The 18,532-nt window shown below is 59.3% G+C and carries 17 protein-coding genes; 14 read left to right on the top strand and 3 right to left on the bottom strand.

Annotation, left to right across the window (positions count from 1 at the left end; genetic code table 11):
- Positions 1-122: 122 nt before the first annotated feature.
- The 8 genes from QO002_RS13930 to QO002_RS13895 all read left to right on the top strand — a co-directional run bounded on the left by QO002_RS13930 (position 123) and on the right by QO002_RS13895 (position 7,174).
- Positions 123-551: a L,D-transpeptidase gene (locus QO002_RS13930; protein WP_307230627.1), complete on the top strand. Its 429-nt coding sequence runs from the start codon at positions 123-125 to the stop codon at positions 549-551.
- Between the two features lie 124 nt (positions 552-675).
- Complete coding sequence (locus tag QO002_RS13925; protein ID WP_307230624.1) at positions 676-960, top strand: acyl carrier protein; 285 nt, start codon at positions 676-678, stop codon at positions 958-960.
- A 180-nt stretch (positions 961-1,140) separates the two neighbouring features.
- The gene (locus tag QO002_RS13920; RefSeq protein ID WP_307230622.1) at positions 1,141-1,620 is read left to right on the top strand and encodes a 3-hydroxyacyl-ACP dehydratase FabZ family protein; all 480 of its coding nucleotides are present in this window, start codon (positions 1,141-1,143) and stop codon (positions 1,618-1,620) included.
- 2 nt (positions 1,621-1,622) lie between these two features.
- Positions 1,623-2,822: a beta-ketoacyl-ACP synthase gene (locus QO002_RS13915; protein ID WP_307230620.1), complete on the top strand. Its 1,200-nt coding sequence runs from the start codon at positions 1,623-1,625 to the stop codon at positions 2,820-2,822.
- 12 nt (positions 2,823-2,834) lie between these two features.
- Positions 2,835-4,118 carry a beta-ketoacyl-ACP synthase gene (locus QO002_RS13910; protein WP_307230618.1) on the top strand — a complete coding sequence of 428 codons (1,284 nt, stop codon included), beginning with the start codon at positions 2,835-2,837 and terminating at the stop codon, positions 4,116-4,118.
- Between the two features lie 49 nt (positions 4,119-4,167).
- A complete protein-coding gene (locus QO002_RS13905) occupies positions 4,168-5,196 on the top strand; it encodes a zinc-binding dehydrogenase (RefSeq protein WP_307230616.1) in 1,029 nt (342 codons plus the stop codon).
- 10 nt (positions 5,197-5,206) lie between these two features.
- Positions 5,207-6,136, top strand: coding sequence for a lipid A biosynthesis lauroyl acyltransferase (locus QO002_RS13900; protein ID WP_307233386.1), 930 nt, complete (start codon positions 5,207-5,209; stop codon positions 6,134-6,136).
- Positions 6,137-6,469: 333 nt separating this feature from the next.
- A complete protein-coding gene (locus QO002_RS13895) occupies positions 6,470-7,174 on the top strand; it encodes a PAS domain-containing protein (protein ID WP_307230615.1) in 705 nt (234 codons plus the stop codon).
- A 5-nt stretch (positions 7,175-7,179) separates the two neighbouring features.
- On the opposite strand, the gene QO002_RS13890 is transcribed toward QO002_RS13895, so the two are convergent.
- Positions 7,180-7,533: a VOC family protein gene (locus tag QO002_RS13890; protein ID WP_307230613.1), complete on the bottom strand. Its 354-nt coding sequence runs from the start codon at positions 7,531-7,533 to the stop codon at positions 7,180-7,182.
- Positions 7,517-7,936, bottom strand: a complete 420-nt coding sequence (locus tag QO002_RS13885; RefSeq protein WP_307230612.1) for an SRPBCC family protein — start codon at positions 7,934-7,936, stop codon at positions 7,517-7,519. Before QO002_RS13885 ends, QO002_RS13890 begins: the two co-directional genes overlap by 17 nt.
- Positions 7,937-8,333: 397 nt before the next feature.
- Between QO002_RS13885 and gnd the strand changes: the two genes are divergently transcribed.
- Positions 8,334-9,761, top strand: a complete 1,428-nt coding sequence (gnd, locus tag QO002_RS13880; RefSeq protein ID WP_307230610.1) for an NADP-dependent phosphogluconate dehydrogenase — start codon at positions 8,334-8,336, stop codon at positions 9,759-9,761.
- A gap of 178 nt (positions 9,762-9,939) precedes the next feature.
- Here gnd and QO002_RS13875 read toward each other — a convergent pair whose 3' ends face one another.
- Positions 9,940-10,968, bottom strand: a complete 1,029-nt coding sequence (locus tag QO002_RS13875) for a LacI family transcriptional regulator (protein WP_307230608.1) — start codon at positions 10,966-10,968, stop codon at positions 9,940-9,942.
- Between the two features lie 507 nt (positions 10,969-11,475).
- Between QO002_RS13875 and QO002_RS13870 the strand changes: the two genes are divergently transcribed.
- The 5 genes from QO002_RS13870 (at position 11,476) to QO002_RS13850 (ending at position 18,523) form a co-directional block, all read left to right on the top strand.
- Positions 11,476-12,711 (top strand): ABC transporter substrate-binding protein, encoded by a 1,236-nt coding sequence (locus QO002_RS13870; protein ID WP_307230606.1) that lies wholly within the window; start codon positions 11,476-11,478, stop codon positions 12,709-12,711.
- A gap of 234 nt (positions 12,712-12,945) precedes the next feature.
- Positions 12,946-13,851, top strand: a complete 906-nt coding sequence (locus QO002_RS13865) for a carbohydrate ABC transporter permease (protein ID WP_307230604.1) — start codon at positions 12,946-12,948, stop codon at positions 13,849-13,851.
- The gene (locus QO002_RS13860; RefSeq protein ID WP_307230602.1) at positions 13,844-14,773 is read left to right on the top strand and encodes a carbohydrate ABC transporter permease; all 930 of its coding nucleotides are present in this window, start codon (positions 13,844-13,846) and stop codon (positions 14,771-14,773) included. The genes QO002_RS13865 and QO002_RS13860 overlap by 8 nt, the downstream gene beginning before the upstream one ends.
- A gap of 6 nt (positions 14,774-14,779) precedes the next feature.
- Positions 14,780-15,868: an ABC transporter ATP-binding protein gene (locus QO002_RS13855; RefSeq protein WP_307230600.1), complete on the top strand. Its 1,089-nt coding sequence runs from the start codon at positions 14,780-14,782 to the stop codon at positions 15,866-15,868.
- A 198-nt stretch (positions 15,869-16,066) separates the two neighbouring features.
- Entirely contained in the window at positions 16,067-18,523 is a 2,457-nt protein-coding gene (locus tag QO002_RS13850; protein ID WP_307230598.1) for a beta-mannosidase, read from the top strand.
- Positions 18,524-18,532 lie beyond the last annotated feature (9 nt).

The following is an 18,532-nucleotide window of genomic DNA, read 5'->3' as shown; positions in this document are numbered from 1 at the left end:
GCATTCCGTGCGAATTAATAGGTCGTTTTCCATTCGGCTTAAGTCTCTGTCATTCTGACTACTGTATAGGTCTCGACTATACTGTTCCGTTTTCGGAGCGCAGCATAGGAGAGGGACCTGGAATGCGCAGCGTTGTATTGGCCGCTCTGGTCGTTTTATTTCTTCCGTTTTATTCCGCCACTGCCTCCGCGGCCAACCTTGTCGCCAAGATCAGCCTGACGCAGCAGGAGATGACCGTCAGCGAGAACGGTGTTGTCCGCTACCGCTGGAAGGTTTCAACGGCGCGCAAGGGTTACGTTACGCCGGAGGGCAGCTGGAGTGCCAAATGGCTTTCCAAGAATCACCACTCGCGCAAGTATGACAATGCGCCGATGCCCTATGCCGTGTTCTTCAACGGCGGTTATGCGGTTCATGCCACCTTTGATCTGAAGCGTCTCGGCCGTCCGGCTTCTCATGGTTGCGTACGCCTGCATCCGGAAAACGCCGCCGAGTTCTTTGCGCTCACCCGCGAAGCCGGACTTCAGAATACCCGCATCGTCATCGCCCGCTAAGACGTCTGGGAGTTGGTCGTTTTGGCAACACCGTTGTCAAAACGGAAACTCTTGGGCTTCAGCCCATTGGCTTTTGTCCGTCATTTACCTATAGGTTCGCCCAAACACGAATTCGAAAGAGGTTATGGGCGTGACAGCTACATTCGACAAGGTTGCCGACATCATCGCAGAGACCAGCGAGATCGATCGCGAGACGATCACGCCGGAAAGCCACACGATTGATGACCTCGGCATCGACAGCCTCGATTTCCTCGACATCGTCTTTGCGATCGACAAGGAATTCGGCATCAAGATCCCGCTTGAGCAGTGGACGCAGGAAGTCAACGAAGGCAAGGCCTCCACCGAGGAATACTTCGTCCTGAAGAACCTCTGTGCCAAGATCGACGACCTGAAGGCCGCCAAGGGCTGATTTCGCTCAAGGTCTGTTTTGGCAGCACCTGTGCCGTCTGTCGCGTCTTACGCTTGACAGGCGGCATTTGCGTTTTTACTTGACGGCAGTGATCGCGCGCCATCGGCGCAAACTATGCTTTTGAAAAAGCTACCGTCGGTCAGGCCGTTGCAGCGGTTGGCCCTATCAAGTTGGACCTAGATGCTTCTTGAATATTTCCAGATGATCGACCGCGTCGAAACGGTCGATCTTTCATCCCGAACCCTGACCGCCCGCTCGGTCGTGCCGGCCAAGAGCCCTGTTTTCGATGGCCATTTCCCCGGTTATCCCATTGTTCCCGGCGTACTTCTGATCGAGACCATGGCGCAGGCTTGCGGCTTCCTCGTGCTCGCTGTTACCGATTTTGCCGCGATGCCGCTTCTGATGTCCGTCGATGGCGCCAAGATGCGCACCTTCGTCGAGCCGGAAGCCGTGCTCGATATCGAGGCGTTCCTTGAACATGACGGTTCGGGCTTTGCAGTCGTGAAGGCGAAGATCACCTCTGCCGGCAAGAAAATTTGCGATGCGCAGCTGAAACTGCGCACCATACCTTTCGATCAGGTGCCGCTCGGGCCGATCGTCAAGAAGCGCGCGGGCGAGGTAGGGCTGTTTGAAGCCCTGTCCGCACGGCCACAGGAGTAGCCATGTCCTCGGGTAAGCAGAAATCTGCCAATGACGTAGTGATCACGGGTGTCGGCATCGTCACCAGCCAGGGTGTCGGCATCGAGCCGCATCTCGCGCTTTTGAGTGCTGACAAGGCTCCGGCCGCCATCGTTGAAACCGAGCGTTTCGCGCCTTATCCGATTCATCCGCTGCCGGTCATCGACTGGTCGGAGCAGATCGCCAAGCGCGGCGACCAGCGCCAGATGGAAAACTGGCAGCGCCTCGGCGTCTTCTCGGCCGGCCTCGCGCTCGATGATGCTGGCCTCAAGGATGATCTCGACGCCTGCGGCAGCATGGACATGATCGTGGCCGCCGGTGGCGGCGAGCGCGACATCAATGTCGATTCGCTCATCGTTGACGAAGCCCTGAAGCGCAACGACCGCGAACAGCTCCTGAACGAAAAGCTGACGACGGAGCTGCGCCCGACGCTGTTTCTCGCCCAGCTTTCCAACCTGTTGGCCGGCAACATCTCGATTGTTCACAAGGTCACCGGCTCGTCGCGGACCTTCATGGGCGAGGAAGCAGCCGGCATCTCGGCAATCGAAACCGCCTTTGCCCGCATCAAGGCCGGACAGTCGACACACACGCTGGTCGGCGGTGCGTTCGCGGCCGAACGGCTGGACATGATTCTCCTGATCGAAGCGATCCAGGGGCATGCACTCGGCGGCTGGAGCCCGATCTGGTCGCGCCCCGAGAGCGGTGGCATGATTCTCGGTTCAGTCGGCGCTTTCCTGGTACTGGAATCACGTGAACACGCCGAGGCCCGGGGCGCACGCATCTATGCGACGATCGATGACATTGGCGGCGATCGTGGCAAGCGGGATGAGGGCAAGCTCGAAGCGCGCCTGGAAACGCTCGCCGCCAAGGGAGCCAACGAGACGGATACCATCGTCTTCTCCGGCACCACCGGTTTCCCCGATCTTGCCGCGCGTGAAAAGGCTTTCGTCGAAAAGACGCTGCCGAAAGCGGCGTTGCGTGGCTATAGCGGGCTTGTCGGTCATGGTCTTGAAGCCCAGTTTCCGCTCGGCCTTGCCTTTGCGGCGTTGACGCTGGGTTCCGGTGCCCACGTTCCGCCTTTCGATCCGGCCGAAAAGCCGCTCGCGACCCAGCCGAAGACGGCTGTCGTCACCACCATCGGCCATGCACGCGGCGAAGGTGTCGCCGTGCTTTCTGCGGAATAAGGAGCGATTGCCATGAGCGACGCCTACAAGGATCATCTCGGTCGCCCGATCATCGCCGTTACCGGTATGGGTGTCATGACCTCGCTGGGGCAGGGGGTCACGGACAACTGGTCCGCCCTGACATCGGGTAAGTCTGGCATCCACAAGATTACCCGCTTCCCGACGGAAGGTCTCTCCACACGGATTTCCGGCACCGTGGACTTCATCGATATCCCGGCAGAAAACGCTGTCGAGCGTTCCTATGCCATGGCCCGCGAAACGACGCTGGAAGCCCTGGCTCAGGCTGGTATCTCCGGCGATTTCAACGGCCCGCTGTTTCTCGCCGCACCCCCGATCGAGCCCGAATGGAGCGCCCGCTTCGAACTCGCCGATCGCTCCGCCCCCTCCGAAAGGCCCGGCGATGCCTATAACCGCTTCCTTGCGGCCATGCGCGTTCGCCCCGATCCGGTCTTCCACGAAGCGGTAATGTTCGGTTCCATCTCCGAGCGTTTGTCGGATCGTTTTGGCACGCGCGGCCTGCCGGTGACGCTCTCGACGGCCTGCGCTTCCGGCGCAACCGCCATCCAGCTCGGCGTCGAGGCGATCCGTCAGGGCCGCACCGACCGGGCGCTGACAGTCGCCACCGATGGCTCCGTCAGTGCCGAGGCGCTGATCCGTTTTGCGCTGCTCTCGGCCCTTTCGACCCAGAACGATCCGCCGGAAAAGGCCTCGAAGCCTTTCACCAAGGATCGTGACGGCTTTGTTATCGCCGAAGGCGCTGCAACGCTCGTCCTTGAGTCGCTGGAAGCGGCCGTCGCCCGCGGCGCCCGCGTCTATGGCATCCTGAAGGGCTGCGGCGAAAAGGCCGATCTCTTCCACCGCACCCGCTCGTCGCCGGACGGTGGCCCGGCGATCGCGACGATCCGCGCAGCCCTTGCTGATGCTGGCATCGATGAAGCGGGTATCGGCTATATCAATGCCCACGGCACCTCGACCCCGGAAAACGACAAGATGGAGTATCTCTCCATGTCGGCCGTCTTCGGCGAAAAGTTGCCGTCGATCCCGGTTTCGTCCAACAAGTCGATGATCGGCCATACGCTGACGGCGGCGGGCGCTGTCGAGGCGGTGTTCTCGCTGCAGACCATGCTGACCGGCACACTGCCGCCGACCATCAACTACCAGAACCCCGACCCGGCCATCGTTCTCGATGTCGTGCCGAACGTGAAGCGCGATGCACAGGTTTCGGCCGTTCTGTCGAACTCTTTCGGCTTTGGCGGCCAGAACGCCAGCCTTGTCATGACCGCGGAACCGGCATAAGTCGGCCCGAAATCTTTGAAATTCATGCCGTCACGGCAAAGGATATCCCATGCGCGCGCTGCAACTGCTCGATGACCGCAAGCTTGAAATCACCGATCTGCCGGAGCCCGAAGCCCCCGGTCCGGGCGAGGTGACGCTCCGGGTCAAGGCCGTCGCCCTTAATCATATTGACGTCTGGGGCTGGCGCGGCATGGCCTTTGCCAAGCGCAAGATGCCGCTCGTCATTGGCGCGGAAGCTTCTGGCGTGGTCGACCAAATCGGCCCCGGCGTTGCCAACGTCCTGCCGGGTCAGCTCGTCTCGATCTACGGCGCGCGCACCTGCGGCCTCTGCCGTCCGTGCCGCGAAGGTCGCGACAATCTCTGCGAACACGTTGGTGGCGTGCATGGCTTCCATCTCGATGGCTTTGCCCAGGAGAAGGTCAATCTGCCGGCCCGCCTGCTCGTTCCGGCCCCTCCGGGCATCGATGCGGTCGCAGCGGCCCTTGCCCCAGTCACCTTCGGTACCGTCGAGCACATGCTGTTCGACAATGCCAAACTCGAGCCCGGCGAAACCATCCTCGTCCATGCGGGCGGCTCCGGCATTGGCACGGCGGCGATCCAGCTTGCCAAGAAGATCGGCTGCACTGTCATCACCACGGTCGGGTCCGACGACAAGATCGAGCGCGCCAAGGCGCTTGGTGCCGATCACGTCATCAACTACCGCACCGACCGTTTCGAGGGCGTGGTGCGCAAGCTCACCAAGAAGAAGGGTGTCGATGTCGTCTTCGAACATGTCGGCAAGGATACCTGGGCAGGTTCCATGCTGTGCATGAAACGCGGCGGACGCCTCGTCACCTGCGGCTCGACCTCCGGTGTTTCGACCGACCTGAACCTGATGATGCTGTTTCAGCAGCAGTTGAAGCTGCTCGGCTCGTTCGGCTGCCGCATGGAAAACATGGCTGATGCCTTGCAGAAGATGGCGCGCGGTCTCGTGCATCCGGTAATTGATACCGAAGTCGGCTTTTCCGACATCGACCGGGCGCTGGAGCGCATGGAATCGCGCCAGGTCTTCGGCAAGATTATTCTGCGGGTGGATTGATCCCTTGAAGATGCTGATCACCCGGCTGGTGCTTGCCGCACGCCGCACGCAGCAGTGGCTGCTGGCGCAGCTTGCTTTCGTACCGCTTCAGATTCTGAAGCTTTTTCCGGTGGATGGGGCGATAAACTTTGCGGACCGCTTCGCTCGTTTTGTCGGTCCAAAGACCTTCCGCCACCGGTTGATGCTGACCAATCTGCGTAATGCCTTTCCGGAGAAAGGCGAGGCGGAAATCCTCGGTATCGCCATGGAAAGCTGGGGGGGCATGGGCCGAATGGCCGCCGAATACGTGTTCCTCGACCAGCTGTTCGATTTCGATCCGGAAAGTTCCGAGCCCGGGCGTGTCGAAGTCTCGGGCATTCCACTGTTCGTCGAATTGCGTGACAATCCCCGGCCTTTCATCGTATTCACCGCCCACAGCGGTAATTTTGAGATGCTGCCGGTCGCGGGCGCCGCCTTCGGTCTGGAGGTCACCGTCCTCTTCCGACCGCCGAACAATCCTTACGTCGCCGACAAGGTGTTCGAGTTCCGGCGCGCGCGCATGGGTAATCTGGTGCCATCACATGCAGGCTCATCCTTTACGCTTGCGCGCCAGCTGGAGCGGGGCAAGGCGGTGGGTGTTCTGGTCGACCAGAAATTCAAGAAGGGCCTGAGCACCCAGTTCTTCGGACGGGACGTCAAGACTAATCCGCTTGTCGCCAAGCTGGTTCGGCAGTTCAATTGCGATGTCTATCCCGCCCGCTGCATACGGCTTCCCGGCAACCGCTATCGCCTTGAGCTGGAACCTGCGATCGAAATCCCTCGACGCGAAGATGGCGCCGTGGATGTCGGCGGCACGGCGCAGCTGTTGAACGATACGGTAGAGCGCTGGGTTCGTGAATATCCGGGGCAATGGCTCTGGTATCATGACCGCTGGCGCATCAAGAAAAAGCTGCGGGGCTGATCCGCACGCAGACGCGTCGTTTTGCCTTGTAAATGGGCTTGCCTTGTAGAGGGCAGACGTTCAATTTCCCCGCGATTAGTTTTGATTCTTCCTGATGCGCACGGCGCAGCGGTTTTGGGTTTTTCAGTTTCGATACATTGTTTTCGTCTAAAATATTTCTACGGCAACGTTTCAGGTTAGGGCGTCACAGTTGAACGCACCTTCTGTGCGTGTAAACTGCAGTAATTAAGAACACAGTTACAAAAAGCTCCGCGACAGGTTGGGGCAAGAATAATAGTATTGAAATACCGCCGGGGACGATGATTTCGATCGGGGCGGCAGTGGGGTGGGCAATTGAAGGCACTGATAGAGCTTTTTTGGTTCAAATATGCGCAGCTGCAGCAGGCTGCACGGGCAGGTGATGACCTGCTGATGGAAATTCTGGGACAAGAAATTGATCCGGTCCTATTAGCAATCTATGAGGAAGTTGCTTCCAACGTTGCCGAGGCGAGACTTCAATTCCAGTTCGTGCTCGATCTTCTACAGAAGGAAGCAGACGACCTTTCCAGTGTTCTTCGTCAGCGCGGCGCGCTGGAGACGCTCGCCGATCGTTATTTCGGTGAAGCTGGTTATTCATCGACAAAGGCTGATCCGATCGGCATTCCATCGATTCGCAAGGCGCGCATGGATGAGGGCTTCCTGAACGAAGCCATTCTCGATTGCATGCCCGACAGAATTGCTGTGATCACCAGGGACTACCGTTATCTCTACACCAACCCCATCAATGCTGCCCGCCTTGATGAACGTCCGATGGACCTTGTCGGACGGCATGTCGTGGAGTTCGTTGGGCTGCAGCGCTTCGAAAAGCGGGTGAAGCCCAATCTCGACCGGTGTTTTTCAGGCGAGCCCGTGGACTACACCTTCGCCAAGGATGCCGATGGGCGCACTGTTGTCGTGCGCTGCCGCATGACGCCATGCCGCTCCAGCACGGGCAAGATTATCGGCGCAATTCTCATTCTTCAGGAAATTGCCGACAGGCGGCGTTCGATCGCGGCCTGAGAGAGTTATTTGTCCGACCAGACAGCCAGTTCATATCCATCGGGGTCGAGAAACTGGAAGCGACGACCTCCCGGGAAGGCGAAAACCGGTTTCACGATGGCGGCGCCGGCCGCTTCAAGCCTCGCCTGGGTTTCGGAGAGGTCATCGGCGTACAGGATGACGAGCGGGCCTCCCGTCCGGATCTCGCCCATGGTGGTCAGACCACCCGTCAGTCGGCCATCCGTGAACTCGCAATATTCGGGGCCGTAGTCCGTGAACGACCAGCCGAATGCTGCGCCGTAAAACGCCCTTGACCGCGGAATATCCGAGACCACGAATTCGATGTTGTCGATCTGGCGGTCGTTACCCTTTTGGCCCATGTTCTTCTCCCTCGATCAGGTTCTTCAACGTCTGCAGGTCCTTTGTGACCCATCTTGCGTCACGTTCAAAATCTTCATTGCTCATTGCCGCCAGTTTCAGCAGCGTAAACATCACTTCCGCACCATCGCCGTTGGGCACCACGCGCAGTGCATTGTGAACCTGTGTGCCATCCGCCATTGTCACGAGATGGTCAATGACGCCGAAATCGTTTGGCGGTGAAAAGCGGACATGCGCTGTGCCGAGCGGCCCACCGGTCAGCCAATCCTCCCCATCCCGTTCAAGTCCCTCGCTGAGGCCGGAGGCCCAGCGAGGAATGTTTTCGGGATTGGAAGCGAAATCATAGACCTCTTTCCACGGCTTCGAGATGCTGGTGTGGACAATTCTGGCGGTCATCACGCTCATTTGAATTCCTCCGGTTCGGTAGTGGCGGCTGGAGTTGGCTCTGGCCTGTGTACGCGCGGTGATAGGCCGGATATGCGCGCTGTGGGCAGGAATTCAATAGCCCTTGAAATCCTCCGTAAAGCCAGCGCAACGCGATTGAATCGACTTGATAATCAGGCTTCGCAACAATTCCGGCGTATCGGGCAAATAGTGGCGGGACTTGCCAGCCCGGAAAAGTCTCGGGATCGACAACAATCGCTTGTCGTTAATCGATTTGAGTGCCAAAACTCCGTCAGCAGACGCACGGTGGACCGGGGCTTGTTCCCTGTCGTCATCATCGTGCGCGCGTTTCGAAAAAGCGGAGCTGTCCGCGATGCTCGTTCGGGCAAGCAAGCTCCCCGTCCAACGGAGACACACAGTGGCACAAGCGGAAATCGGCCTTATCGGTCTTGGCGTCATGGGATCGAACCTGGCGCTCAACATCGCTGAAAAAGGTAACAAGATCGCGGTTTTCAACCGTACGGTCGAGGCGACGCGCAAGTTCTATGCCGAGGCTGGCGATCTGCAGGGGCAGATCGTTCCCTGCGAGACCATCGAAGAGTTCGTGGCCGCCATTCGTCCGCCGCGCCCCATCATCATCATGATCAAGGCGGGTGATCCCGTCGATCAGCAGATGGAGCTGTTGAAGCCCTATCTCGAAAAGAACGATATCATGATCGATGCCGGCAATGCGAACTTCCGCGACACGATGCGCCGTTTCGACAACCTCAAGGACAGCGGCCTGACGTTTATCGGCATGGGTGTTTCCGGCGGTGAAGAAGGTGCCCGCCACGGTCCTTCGATCATGGTCGGCGGCACGGAAGATTCGTGGAAGCGCGTCGAAAAGGTCCTGACGTCGATTGCCGCCAAGTACAACGATGATCCGTGCGTTGCATGGCTCGGCGAAAATGGCGCAGGTCACTTCGTCAAGACTATCCACAACGGCATCGAATATGCCGACATGCAGATGATCGCCGAGATCTACGGCATCCTGCGCGATGGCCTGAAGATGAGCGCCACCGAGATCAGTGAAGTCTTCGGTACCTGGAACAAGGGTCGCCTCAACTCCTACCTGATCGAAATCACCGAGAAGGTCCTGAAGGCCGCCGATCCGATCACCGGCGGACCGATTGTCGATCTGATCCTCGACAAGGCGGGCCAGAAGGGCACCGGCAAATGGTCGGCAATCGAGGCGCAGAACATGGGCGTGCCGGCAACCGGCATCGAAGCCGCCGTTGCTGCCCGTAGCATCTCGTCGATGAAGGAAGAGCGCGAAGCGGCCGAGAAAGTGCTTGGCCTACCTGACGGCGAACTGAAAATTGCCGACAAGGCTGCCTTCCTCAAGGATCTGGAAAGTGCGCTTCTCGCTTCGAAGATCGGCGCTTATGCGCAGGGCTTCGCCGTCATGTCTGCGGCATCGAAGGAATTCGGCTGGAATCTACCGATGCCGACTATCGCCCGCATCTGGCGCGCTGGCTGCATCATCCGCTCGCAGTTCCTCGACGAGATCACCACGGCTTTCACCAAGGACCCGGATGTCGCCAACCTGATCGTCACCCCGGCCTTCGCTACCATGGTCAAGGAAACCGATGGCGCGCTGCGCCGCGTGGTTTCTGCCGCCGTGCTCGCTGGCCTGCCGGTTCCAGCGCTGGCATCGGCCCTCGGCTATTTCGACAGCTACCGTCGCGGCCGCGGCACAGCCAATGTCATCCAGGCTCAGCGCGACTTCTTCGGCGCCCATGGCTTTGATCGCGTTGATGGCAAGGCCGCGCATCACGGCCCGTGGGGCAGCGGCCTCAACGCCTGAGACAAGCCTGTTTGAACAGGAAAGCCGCGCGGAGCGATCCGCGCGGCTTTCGCATTTAAAGCATGTCGCGCAAAAAGTGTGCAGCGGTTTTGCGATAACGACATGCTCAAGAACAAAGGAACAAAGCGTGGGAAGCGAATTTGAAAGATTGCGACAAGCTTTGGGGTTAGGCGCTCTCTCAGAGAGGCTCGCTGAGGCTTTGCAATTCTTCAGCCGGCCGGCCCGCAATACGACCGAGGACTGCTTTGGCGAGCTCTCGGCCGGCAAGGCGGATGTCCTCGCGCATGGTGATGACCTCCGGCCGCAGCCAGCTCAAGACCGCGCTCGGCACCTTCGACACCATATCGACGTCGTGCTTCAGCCGCTTGCCCACGGTCTCAAGGGCTGCAATCAGCGCAATCGAACTCGATCCGCTCCCCGAAACGATCCCGTCGGGCGCATCGCCTCCCCGCATAAGGGTTTCGAAGGCGGCGCGGATCTCGACGAGGCTGTTGTCGATATCGACGGTATTGAACGGGACGGCCTCGCCGCCGAAGTCATGGATACCGCGCTCGAAACCACGCCGCATATGGCGGTGGAAGGCGAGGTGAGGGGGCGGTTGCAGCAAAACGATCCGTTTGCGGCCAAGTTCTGCGAGGCGTCGCACCGCCTCGTAGGCAAAGCCCTCATTGTCGAAATCGTGATACGGGTGGACGAGCCCCATGTCCGTGCGCCCATGGGTCGCAAAGGGGAAGTTCCGCTCCATCATCAGCGCCACGCGGGGGTCCTTCGGCTCCGTGCGCGAGATGATCACGCCGTCGGCTGCGCCCGTGTCGAGCACGTATCGCACCGGCGCCAGCGCATCCTTGGATGAGCTGTAGGGCGTGACGACGAGGTGGTAAGGCGTGTCGGCCAGAACTTCGGAAATGCCGATCACAATAGGGCTCGACAGACCCATGACCTCTTCTTCGAGGGAGAGGACGAGGCTGATAACGTTGGTTTTTCCGGTTCTGAGCCTTACCCCGGCGCGGTTGGGCTGATAGCCGACCTGGCGCGCCACAAGCCGCACTCGCTCCTTCGTCTCGGCACCGATATCCGGAGCATCCTTCAAGGCACGTGAGACCGTCGTAATACCAAGCCCCGTCATGAAAGCGATGGTTTTCAGGGTAGGCCGGTCACCGGTACCGGGGGGCGCGGGCGTGTGTCTCGGTTTGCTCTTTTCGTCCATGCCCCGTCATTGCCTTCCAGATCAGAGGCTTATCCGATTGACGGGATCAGCAGGGCCATTCCTGGCCGCGCGATCGAGTCTGAAAGCCTTTCAGCACGCTTATATACGATTTGTGACAGTGGGGTACTGTCATGACCCCGCCTATCAACTTTGATAAAATCTGTAACGATACAGTCGTGCTGTCGAGAGATTTTTCTTCATAAATTTCTCTCGTTAAACGCGAAGTAGAATGTTGCGCTGCGGCTGGATGAATTGTGCGCTGCGACGAAACAGAAGCATGCTCGCCACTTGAATGAGCGGATATCCGGCCGAAATATCGGGATAAAATGCCGAATATGTGGGCATAATGCATCGCGATAAGGCAGGGATCTTTCGTTTTTTTTGATTAAAAAATAAACTTTAAATTGTATAAAATATTCTTCTCTGGTTTTTTTCGTTTGGCTGTTGCGTCTGAAAAACAGTTGTTCTAAGTTTTTACGGTAACGTTACAGTGAGGGAGGAAAACTCATGAAATTGCGTTTGTTGGCTGCTGCATTGGCGGCAACTGTGGTGCTTCCATTCGGTGCGGCTAACGCGACCGATCTCGAAGTCACCCATTGGTGGACGTCCGGCGGTGAGGCTGCGGCCGTGGCCGAGCTCGCCAAGGCATTCGATGCGACCGGTAATCATTGGGTCGACGGCGCCATCGCCGGTTCCGGCGGTACCGCCCGCCCGATCATGATCAGCCGTATCACCGGCGGCGACCCGATGGGCGCCACCCAGTTCAACCATGGCCGTCAGGCCGAGGAACTGGTTCAGGCCGGTCTGATGCGCGATCTGACTGATGTCGCGACCAAGGGTCATTGGAAAGACGTCATCAAGCCGTCGAGCCTGCTCGACAGCTGCACGATCGAAGGCAAGATATATTGCGCGCCTGTCAATATCCACTCATGGCAGTGGCTGTGGCTTTCGAATGCCGCCTTCAAGCAGGCTGGTGTCGAAGTTCCGAAGAACTGGGATGAATTCGTCGCAGCTGGTCCGGCTCTCGAAAAGGCCGGCATTGTTCCGCTCGCCGTCGGTGGTCAGCCATGGCAAGCCGCTGGCGCCTTTGACGTGCTGATGGTCGCTATCGCCGGCAAGGACACCTACCAGAAGGTCTTCGGCGACAAGGATGCGGACGTTGCCGCAGGTCCGGAAATCGCCAAGGTCTTCAAGGCAGCCGATGATGCTCGCCGCATGTCCAAGGGTAGCAATGTCCAGGATTGGAACCAGGCGACCAACCTGGTCATCACCGGCAAGGCCGGCGGCCAGATCATGGGTGACTGGGCGCAGGGTGAATTCCAGCTTGCTGGCCAGAAGGCCGGCACGGATTACACCTGCCTTCCAGGCCTTGGTGTCAACGAGGTCATCTCCACCGGCGGTGACGCTTTCTACTTCCCGGTCCTGAAGGATGAGGAAAAGTCGAAGGCGCAGGACGTGCTGGCGGAAACGCTGCTTGCTCCGGCAACGCAGGTTGCCTTCAACCTGAAGAAAGGCTCGCTGCCGGTTCGCGGTGACGTCGATCTTACCGCTGCCAACGACTGCATGAAGAAGGGTCTGGAAATCCTCGCCAAGGGCAACGTGATCCAGGGCACCGACCAGCTGCTTTCAGCCGACAGCCAGAAGCAGAAGGAAGACCTGTTCTCCGAATTCTTCGCCAATCCGTCGATCACGCCGGAAGACGCGCAGAAGCGCTTCGCCGAGATCATCGCATCTGCCGATTGATCGCAAGGCTCGTCGTCACTTATCCGGCTCCGCGAAAGCGGGGCCGGTGTTCCCCTCTAAGACCTGGCCGGCTCGCTTGAGCGGTGTGTCGAGGATGTGATGGCATCTCTCTGTCCGCAAACAAGGTCGCCTGAAGATGGCCATGCGCGACGGGATAACCGGAAGGATGCCGCGCGCGTTCCGCGTTCCGGCTCCTGATTGTGGAAGCGCTTGCGATACCGGAGGAAAATCATAATGGCGGGACACGCTAAAACCGGCCGACCAAACCAACTTTTCCGCAATCTGAATGCAAAGATTGCCTCTATCCCGATGATCCTGACGGCCGTCGTCATCTTCCTTGGCGGCACACTCTGGACGGTCCTCTATTCCTTTACCAACTCGAAGCTTCTGCCACGGCTGAAGTTCGTCGGCCTTGATCAATATGAGCGCCTGTGGGCCGCTCCAAGATGGGTCGTCTCGATCGAGAATCTCGCCATCTATGGTTTTTTCTCGCTGATTTTCAGTCTCGTCATCGGCTTTCTTCTGGCGGCGCTGATGGACCAGAAGATCCGTTTTGAAAATACGTTTCGGACGATCTTCCTCTACCCATTCGCGCTGTCCTTCATCGTAACCGGCCTCGTCTGGCAATGGATTTTGAACCCGGAATTCGGCGTTCAGTCCGTCGTGCGGTCACTGGGCTGGACGACCTTCGTCTTCGATCCGCTCTATACGCCGAGCATCGTCATCTACGGCATTCTCATCGCCGCCCTCTGGCAGGGCACGGGTCTCGTCATGTGCCTGATGCTGGCAGGTCTTCGCGGTATCGACGAGGACATCTGGAAGGCATCGCGCGTCGATGGCATTCCGATGTGGAAGACCTATCTGCTGATCATCATCCCGATGATGCGGCCTGTCTTCATCACCACCCTGGTCATCATCGCGTCAGGTATCGTTAAGGTCTATGACCTCGTCGTCGCCCAGACATCAGGCGGTCCCGGCATCGCCTCGGAAGTGCCGGCGAAATACGTCTACGACTACATGTTCCAGGCGCAGAACCTGGGGCAGGGTTTCGCCGCCTCGACCATGATGCTGATCACCGTCGCCATCATCATTGTGCCTTGGGCCTATCTGGAATTCGGGGGAGGGCGCAAGCGTGCCTGATATCGCCATTCAAACTGCACCGACCGGGACCAAGGCGACGCTTTCCGGCCCCGCCGGCCGTAAACCGCGCCCGCTGCTGTCACCGCGCAACATCATCATCTACGGCACGCTGTTCGTCGCAGCCGCCTATTACCTGCTGCCGCTTTATGTGATGGTCGTGACCTCCTTGAAAGGCATGCCGGAAATTCGCCTCGGCAACATCTTCTCGCCGCCGGTGGAGATCACCTTCGAGCCCTGGGTCAAGGCATGGTCCAGCGCCTGCACAGGCCTCAACTGTGATGGGCTGTCACGCGGGTTCTGGAATTCAGTGCGGATCACCGTTCCGTCGGTGATTGTCTCAATCGCCATTGCTTCCGTCAACGGCTATGCGCTTGCCAACTGGCGGTTCAAAGGCGCGGAATTGTTCTTCTCGATCCTCGTCGTCGGCGCTTTCATTCCCTATCAGGTGATGATCTATCCGATCGTCATCGTGCTGCGTGAAATGGGTATCTATGGCACGCTGACGGGCCTGATCCTCGTGCACAGCATCTTTGGTATGCCGATCCTGACGCTGCTGTTCCGCAACTACTTCGCCTCGCTACCGGAGGAACTGTTCAAGGCTGCCCGCATCGACGGGGCGGGGTTCTGGGCGATCTATTTCCGGATCATGGCGCCGATGTCGCTGCCGATCTTCGTCGTGGCGATGATCCTGCAGGTCACCGGCATCTGGAACGACTTCCTCTTCGGCGTCGTCTTCACCCGCCCGGAATATTACCCGATGACGGTGCAGCTCAACAACATCGTCAACTCGGTGCAGGGCGTGAAGGAATACAACGTCAACATGGCGGCAACGATCCTGACGGGTGCCGTTCCGCTTATCGTCTACTTCGTCTCTGGACGTCTCTTCGTCCGCGGCATCGCCGCCGGTGCTGTGAAAGGCTGATCCCCAATGAATTCAAGTGTATCCATCAAGGACCTGTCTTTGAGCTTCGGCTCGGTCAACGTGCTCGAGAACCTCAATCTGGAAATCCGCGACGGCGAGTTCCTTGTCCTTCTCGGTTCATCCGGCTGCGGCAAGTCGACCCTGCTCAATTGTATCGCCGGCCTGCTCGATATCTCGGAAGGCCAGATTTTCATCAAAGGCAAGAACGTCACCTGGGAGGAGCCCAAGGACCGCGGCATCGGCATGGTGTTCCAGTCCTACGCGCTCTATCCACAGATGACGGTGGAGAAGAACCTCTCTTTCGGCCTCAAGGTCGCCAAGCTGCCGCAGACGGAAATCGACAAGCGAGTGGCTCGCGCTGCCGAGATTCTGCAGATTCAGCCGCTCTTGAAGCGCAAGCCGGCGGAACTTTCCGGCGGCCAGCGGCAGCGGGTCGCGATCGGCCGTGCTCTGGTGCGTGATGTCGATGTGTTCCTCTTCGACGAGCCGCTGTCGAACCTCGATGCCAAGCTGCGCTCGGAACTGCGCGTGGAAATCAAGCGGCTGCACCAGTCGCTGGAGAATACGATGATCTACGTCACCCACGACCAGATCGAGGCCCTGACGCTCGCTGACCGTATCGCCGTCATGAAGAGCGGTGTCATCCAGCAGCTTGCCGATCCGATGACGATCTACAACATTCCGGAAAACCTTTTCGTAGCGGGCTTCATCGGTTCTCCGTCGATGAACTTCTTCCGCGGTGAGATCGTCGATCGCGAAGGCCATAAGTTCGCGCGTATCAATGGCGTCGATTTTGGCCTGGACGCTTATCCGGCCCGCACGCCGCTTGATGCAGGGCGCAAGATTGTACTCGGTGTCCGCCCCGAGCATGTGAAAGTCGACGAAGCCATTCCGGGTGGCGAGTTTCACGATGCGGTCGTCGATATCGAGGAGCCGATGGGCGCTGACAACCTGCTCTGGCTGAAGCTTGCCGGACAGACGATGTCGGTCCGCATCGCCGGAAGCCGCCGTTATGCGCCGGGCACGGCGGTCAAGCTCAGTTTCGATATGTCGATGGCGTCTGTGTTCGATGCGACAACGGAAAACCGGGTCTGAGCATGTCGCGGCTTCACCCCCCTCTGTCGGCTTTGCCGACACCTCCCCCTCAAGGGGGGAGATTGTCATTTTCCCGTGAAAGCACAGGTTTCACGGTGATCTCTCCCCTTGAGGGGGAGGTGTTGCGGAGTGACAGAGGGGGGTAAATCTGCGCCCACTCAACCGTCCCTTATGCCTCGATTCTGGAATTCTCTGGCCATGACCGTATCCACCATCAACCTCGATCTTTCCGGCAACTGGCAGCTCGCAAGCGCCGACCAGTCCCACACGCTTGCTATTGCCATCCCCGGCGATGTCCATAGCGCACTGCAGGCAGCTGGCGTCATCGCTGACCCCTATGCAGGCCGCAATGAGGACGATGTGCAATGGGTGGCCAACAAGGATTGGGTTCTGGAGCGATCCTTCACCCTCGACAGTACCGATCTCGGCGGCAGCTGGTATCTCGATATCGAAAGCCTCGATACGGTCGCTGAAGTCCATGTCAACGACATGCTCGTCCTGCAATCCGACAATTGCTTCCGCCGTTATCGACCAGACGTCTCCTCGGCGTTGAAGGCTGGAGAAAACCATCTTCGCGTCACTCTCCGCTCATCCATCGCGGCCGGCGCCGAGCTTCAGGAAAAACAGCCGTTCTACATCCCCTATTCAACAGGCAATTCCCCGATTCCCAATGGCAACATGCTGCGCAAGCCGCAATGCCATTTCGGCTGGGACTGGAACATCGCCATTGCGCCGCTCGGCATCTACGGCGTCATCGCCCTGCGCAAGATGGCGGCGGCTCGCATCGAGCATGTGGTGACCAAACAGGTTCCGCAGGCGAATGGCGCGATCCATCTGCAGGTCACCGTCACGCTGCACGCAGCCGAGCCCGGCATCGTCTCCCTAGATCTGTCGTTGGACGACCAGAAAGACCACCTCGATTGCGCCGTCAACGAGGGCGAGACGGTCGTCACCCATGTCTTCTCCGTGGAAAAGCCTCGCCTCTGGTGGCCGGCTGGCAGCGGTGAGCAGGCGCTGAGCCAACTGGTCCTCTCTGTTCCCAGCAACAGTGTTGTCCGACAGATCGGCTTTCGCACAGTCGAACTCATCACCGACAAGGACGAGGCCGGCAATCGCTTTGCCTTCCGTATCAACGGCCGCGAGATCTTCTGCCGCGGGGCGAACTGGATTCCTGCCGATGCCCTGATATCGCGCGTCAGCCCCGAGGGCGTTGGAGACCTTCTGCGATCGGCGGTCGATGCCAACATGAACATGATCCGCGTCTGGGGCGGCGGCTTCTATGAGCCGGATTGGTTCTACGACCTCTGCGACCGCCTTGGCCTGCTGGTCTGGCAGGATTTCATGTTCGCCTGCAACCTCTATCCATCGACCCCGGATTTCCTCGAAAACGTCGCGGCCGAGGTCGATTATCAGGTCAAGCGTCTCGCATCCCATCCGTCGATCGCGCTTTGGTGCGGCGATAACGAGCTGGTCGGTGCGCTCACCTGGTTCGAGGAAAGCCGCAAGGATCGCGACCGCTATCTCGTCTCCTATGATCGCCTCAACCGAACGGTCGAAACGGCGTTGAAGAAAGCTGCGCCGCATCTCCTCTGGTGGCCGTCGAGCCCGTCTGTCGGCGTGCTGAATTTCGGCGATGCCTGGCATGCTGACGGCTCCGGCGACATGCACTACTGGTCCGTCTGGCACGAGAACAAGAGCTTCGACAACTACCGCACGGTCAAGCCCCGCTTCTGCTCGGAATTCGGCTTCCAGTCCTACACCTCCATGCCGGTCGTGCGGCAGTTCGCCGAAGCGAAAGACCTCAACGTTGCATCGCCCGTCATGGAGGCGCACCAGAAGAATGCCGGCGGCAACGAGCGTATCGCCGGCACCATGTTCCGCTATTTCCGCTTCCCGAAGGATTTCGCCAACTTCGTCTATCTGAGCCAGGTGCAGCAGGGCCTCGCGATCAAGACCGCCGTCGATTACTGGCGCTCGCTGAAGCCCCATTGCATGGGCACGCTTTACTGGCAGCTCAACGACACCTGGCCGGTCGCTTCCTGGGCAAGCCTCGACTACGGCGGCAACTGGAAGGCCATGCACTATATGGTCCGCCGCTTCTTCCAGCCGGTTGCTGTGGCCGCAATTCCGTCTGCGGATGGCAGGGAGATCGCCTTCTCCATGGTCAACGACACCGCCGAACCGGTGATCGTAGAGTTGCAGACCTTCCTCGTCTCCCTAGATGGCACGAAGACGCCGCTCACCGCCGCCGGCGGAACCTGCAGCCCGGATCGCGCCGCGACCTTGCTTACGATCCCGACGGCGGACGTGCCCGCCAACCACCTGCTGTTCTGGTCCTTCGAGGCATCCAACGGCATGCGTGGCGAGGGCCATCACGTGACCGGCACTTACAAGGCGCTCGATCTTCAGCCCTCCGGCCTGTCGCTTGCCTCCCGTCCGTTCGGCGACGGCAGCGTCGAGATCGCCGTTTCTGCAACCGGCCTCGCACTCCATGTCATGATCGAAGCTGAAATCGAGGGTCGCTATTCCGACAATGCATTCGATCTGACGGCCGGTGAGACCCGCACTATCCGCTTCACGCCGAAAAAGGCACCTGCCGGCGGCGCACCGATCTTCACCAGCTACGATCTGCAATCCTGTCAGGGCAACGGTTGAGGAGAACCC

It is taken from the genome of Pararhizobium capsulatum DSM 1112 (assembly GCF_030814475.1).
Taxonomy (GTDB): Bacteria; Pseudomonadota; Alphaproteobacteria; order Rhizobiales; family Rhizobiaceae; genus Pararhizobium; species Pararhizobium capsulatum.
This window is presented reverse-complemented; position numbering and strand designations above follow the sequence as displayed.

What these genes read in the sequence shown, in the direction of transcription:
- QO002_RS13930 (WP_307230627.1), top strand. Translation starts at nt 123, where the DNA reads ATGCGCAGCGTTGTATTGGCCGCTCTGGTCGTTTTATTTCTTCCGTTT.
- QO002_RS13925 (WP_307230624.1), top strand. Translation starts at nt 676, where the DNA reads ATGGGCGTGACAGCTACATTCGACAAGGTTGCCGACATCATCGCAGAG.
- QO002_RS13920 (WP_307230622.1), top strand. Translation starts at nt 1,141, where the DNA reads ATGCTTCTTGAATATTTCCAGATGATCGACCGCGTCGAAACGGTCGAT.
- QO002_RS13915 (WP_307230620.1), top strand. Translation starts at nt 1,623, where the DNA reads ATGTCCTCGGGTAAGCAGAAATCTGCCAATGACGTAGTGATCACGGGT.
- QO002_RS13910 (WP_307230618.1), top strand. Translation starts at nt 2,835, where the DNA reads ATGAGCGACGCCTACAAGGATCATCTCGGTCGCCCGATCATCGCCGTT.
- QO002_RS13905 (WP_307230616.1), top strand. Translation starts at nt 4,168, where the DNA reads ATGCGCGCGCTGCAACTGCTCGATGACCGCAAGCTTGAAATCACCGAT.
- QO002_RS13900 (WP_307233386.1), top strand. Translation starts at nt 5,207, where the DNA reads ATGCTGATCACCCGGCTGGTGCTTGCCGCACGCCGCACGCAGCAGTGG.
- QO002_RS13890 (WP_307230613.1), bottom strand. Translation starts at nt 7,533, where the DNA reads ATGGGCCAAAAGGGTAACGACCGCCAGATCGACAACATCGAATTCGTG.
- QO002_RS13885 (WP_307230612.1), bottom strand. Translation starts at nt 7,936, where the DNA reads ATGAGCGTGATGACCGCCAGAATTGTCCACACCAGCATCTCGAAGCCG.
- QO002_RS13875 (WP_307230608.1), bottom strand. Translation starts at nt 10,968, where the DNA reads ATGGACGAAAAGAGCAAACCGAGACACACGCCCGCGCCCCCCGGTACC.
- QO002_RS13870 (WP_307230606.1), top strand. Translation starts at nt 11,476, where the DNA reads ATGAAATTGCGTTTGTTGGCTGCTGCATTGGCGGCAACTGTGGTGCTT.
- QO002_RS13865 (WP_307230604.1), top strand. Translation starts at nt 12,946, where the DNA reads ATGGCGGGACACGCTAAAACCGGCCGACCAAACCAACTTTTCCGCAAT.
- QO002_RS13855 (WP_307230600.1), top strand. Translation starts at nt 14,780, where the DNA reads ATGAATTCAAGTGTATCCATCAAGGACCTGTCTTTGAGCTTCGGCTCG.
- QO002_RS13850 (WP_307230598.1), top strand. Translation starts at nt 16,067, where the DNA reads ATGACCGTATCCACCATCAACCTCGATCTTTCCGGCAACTGGCAGCTC.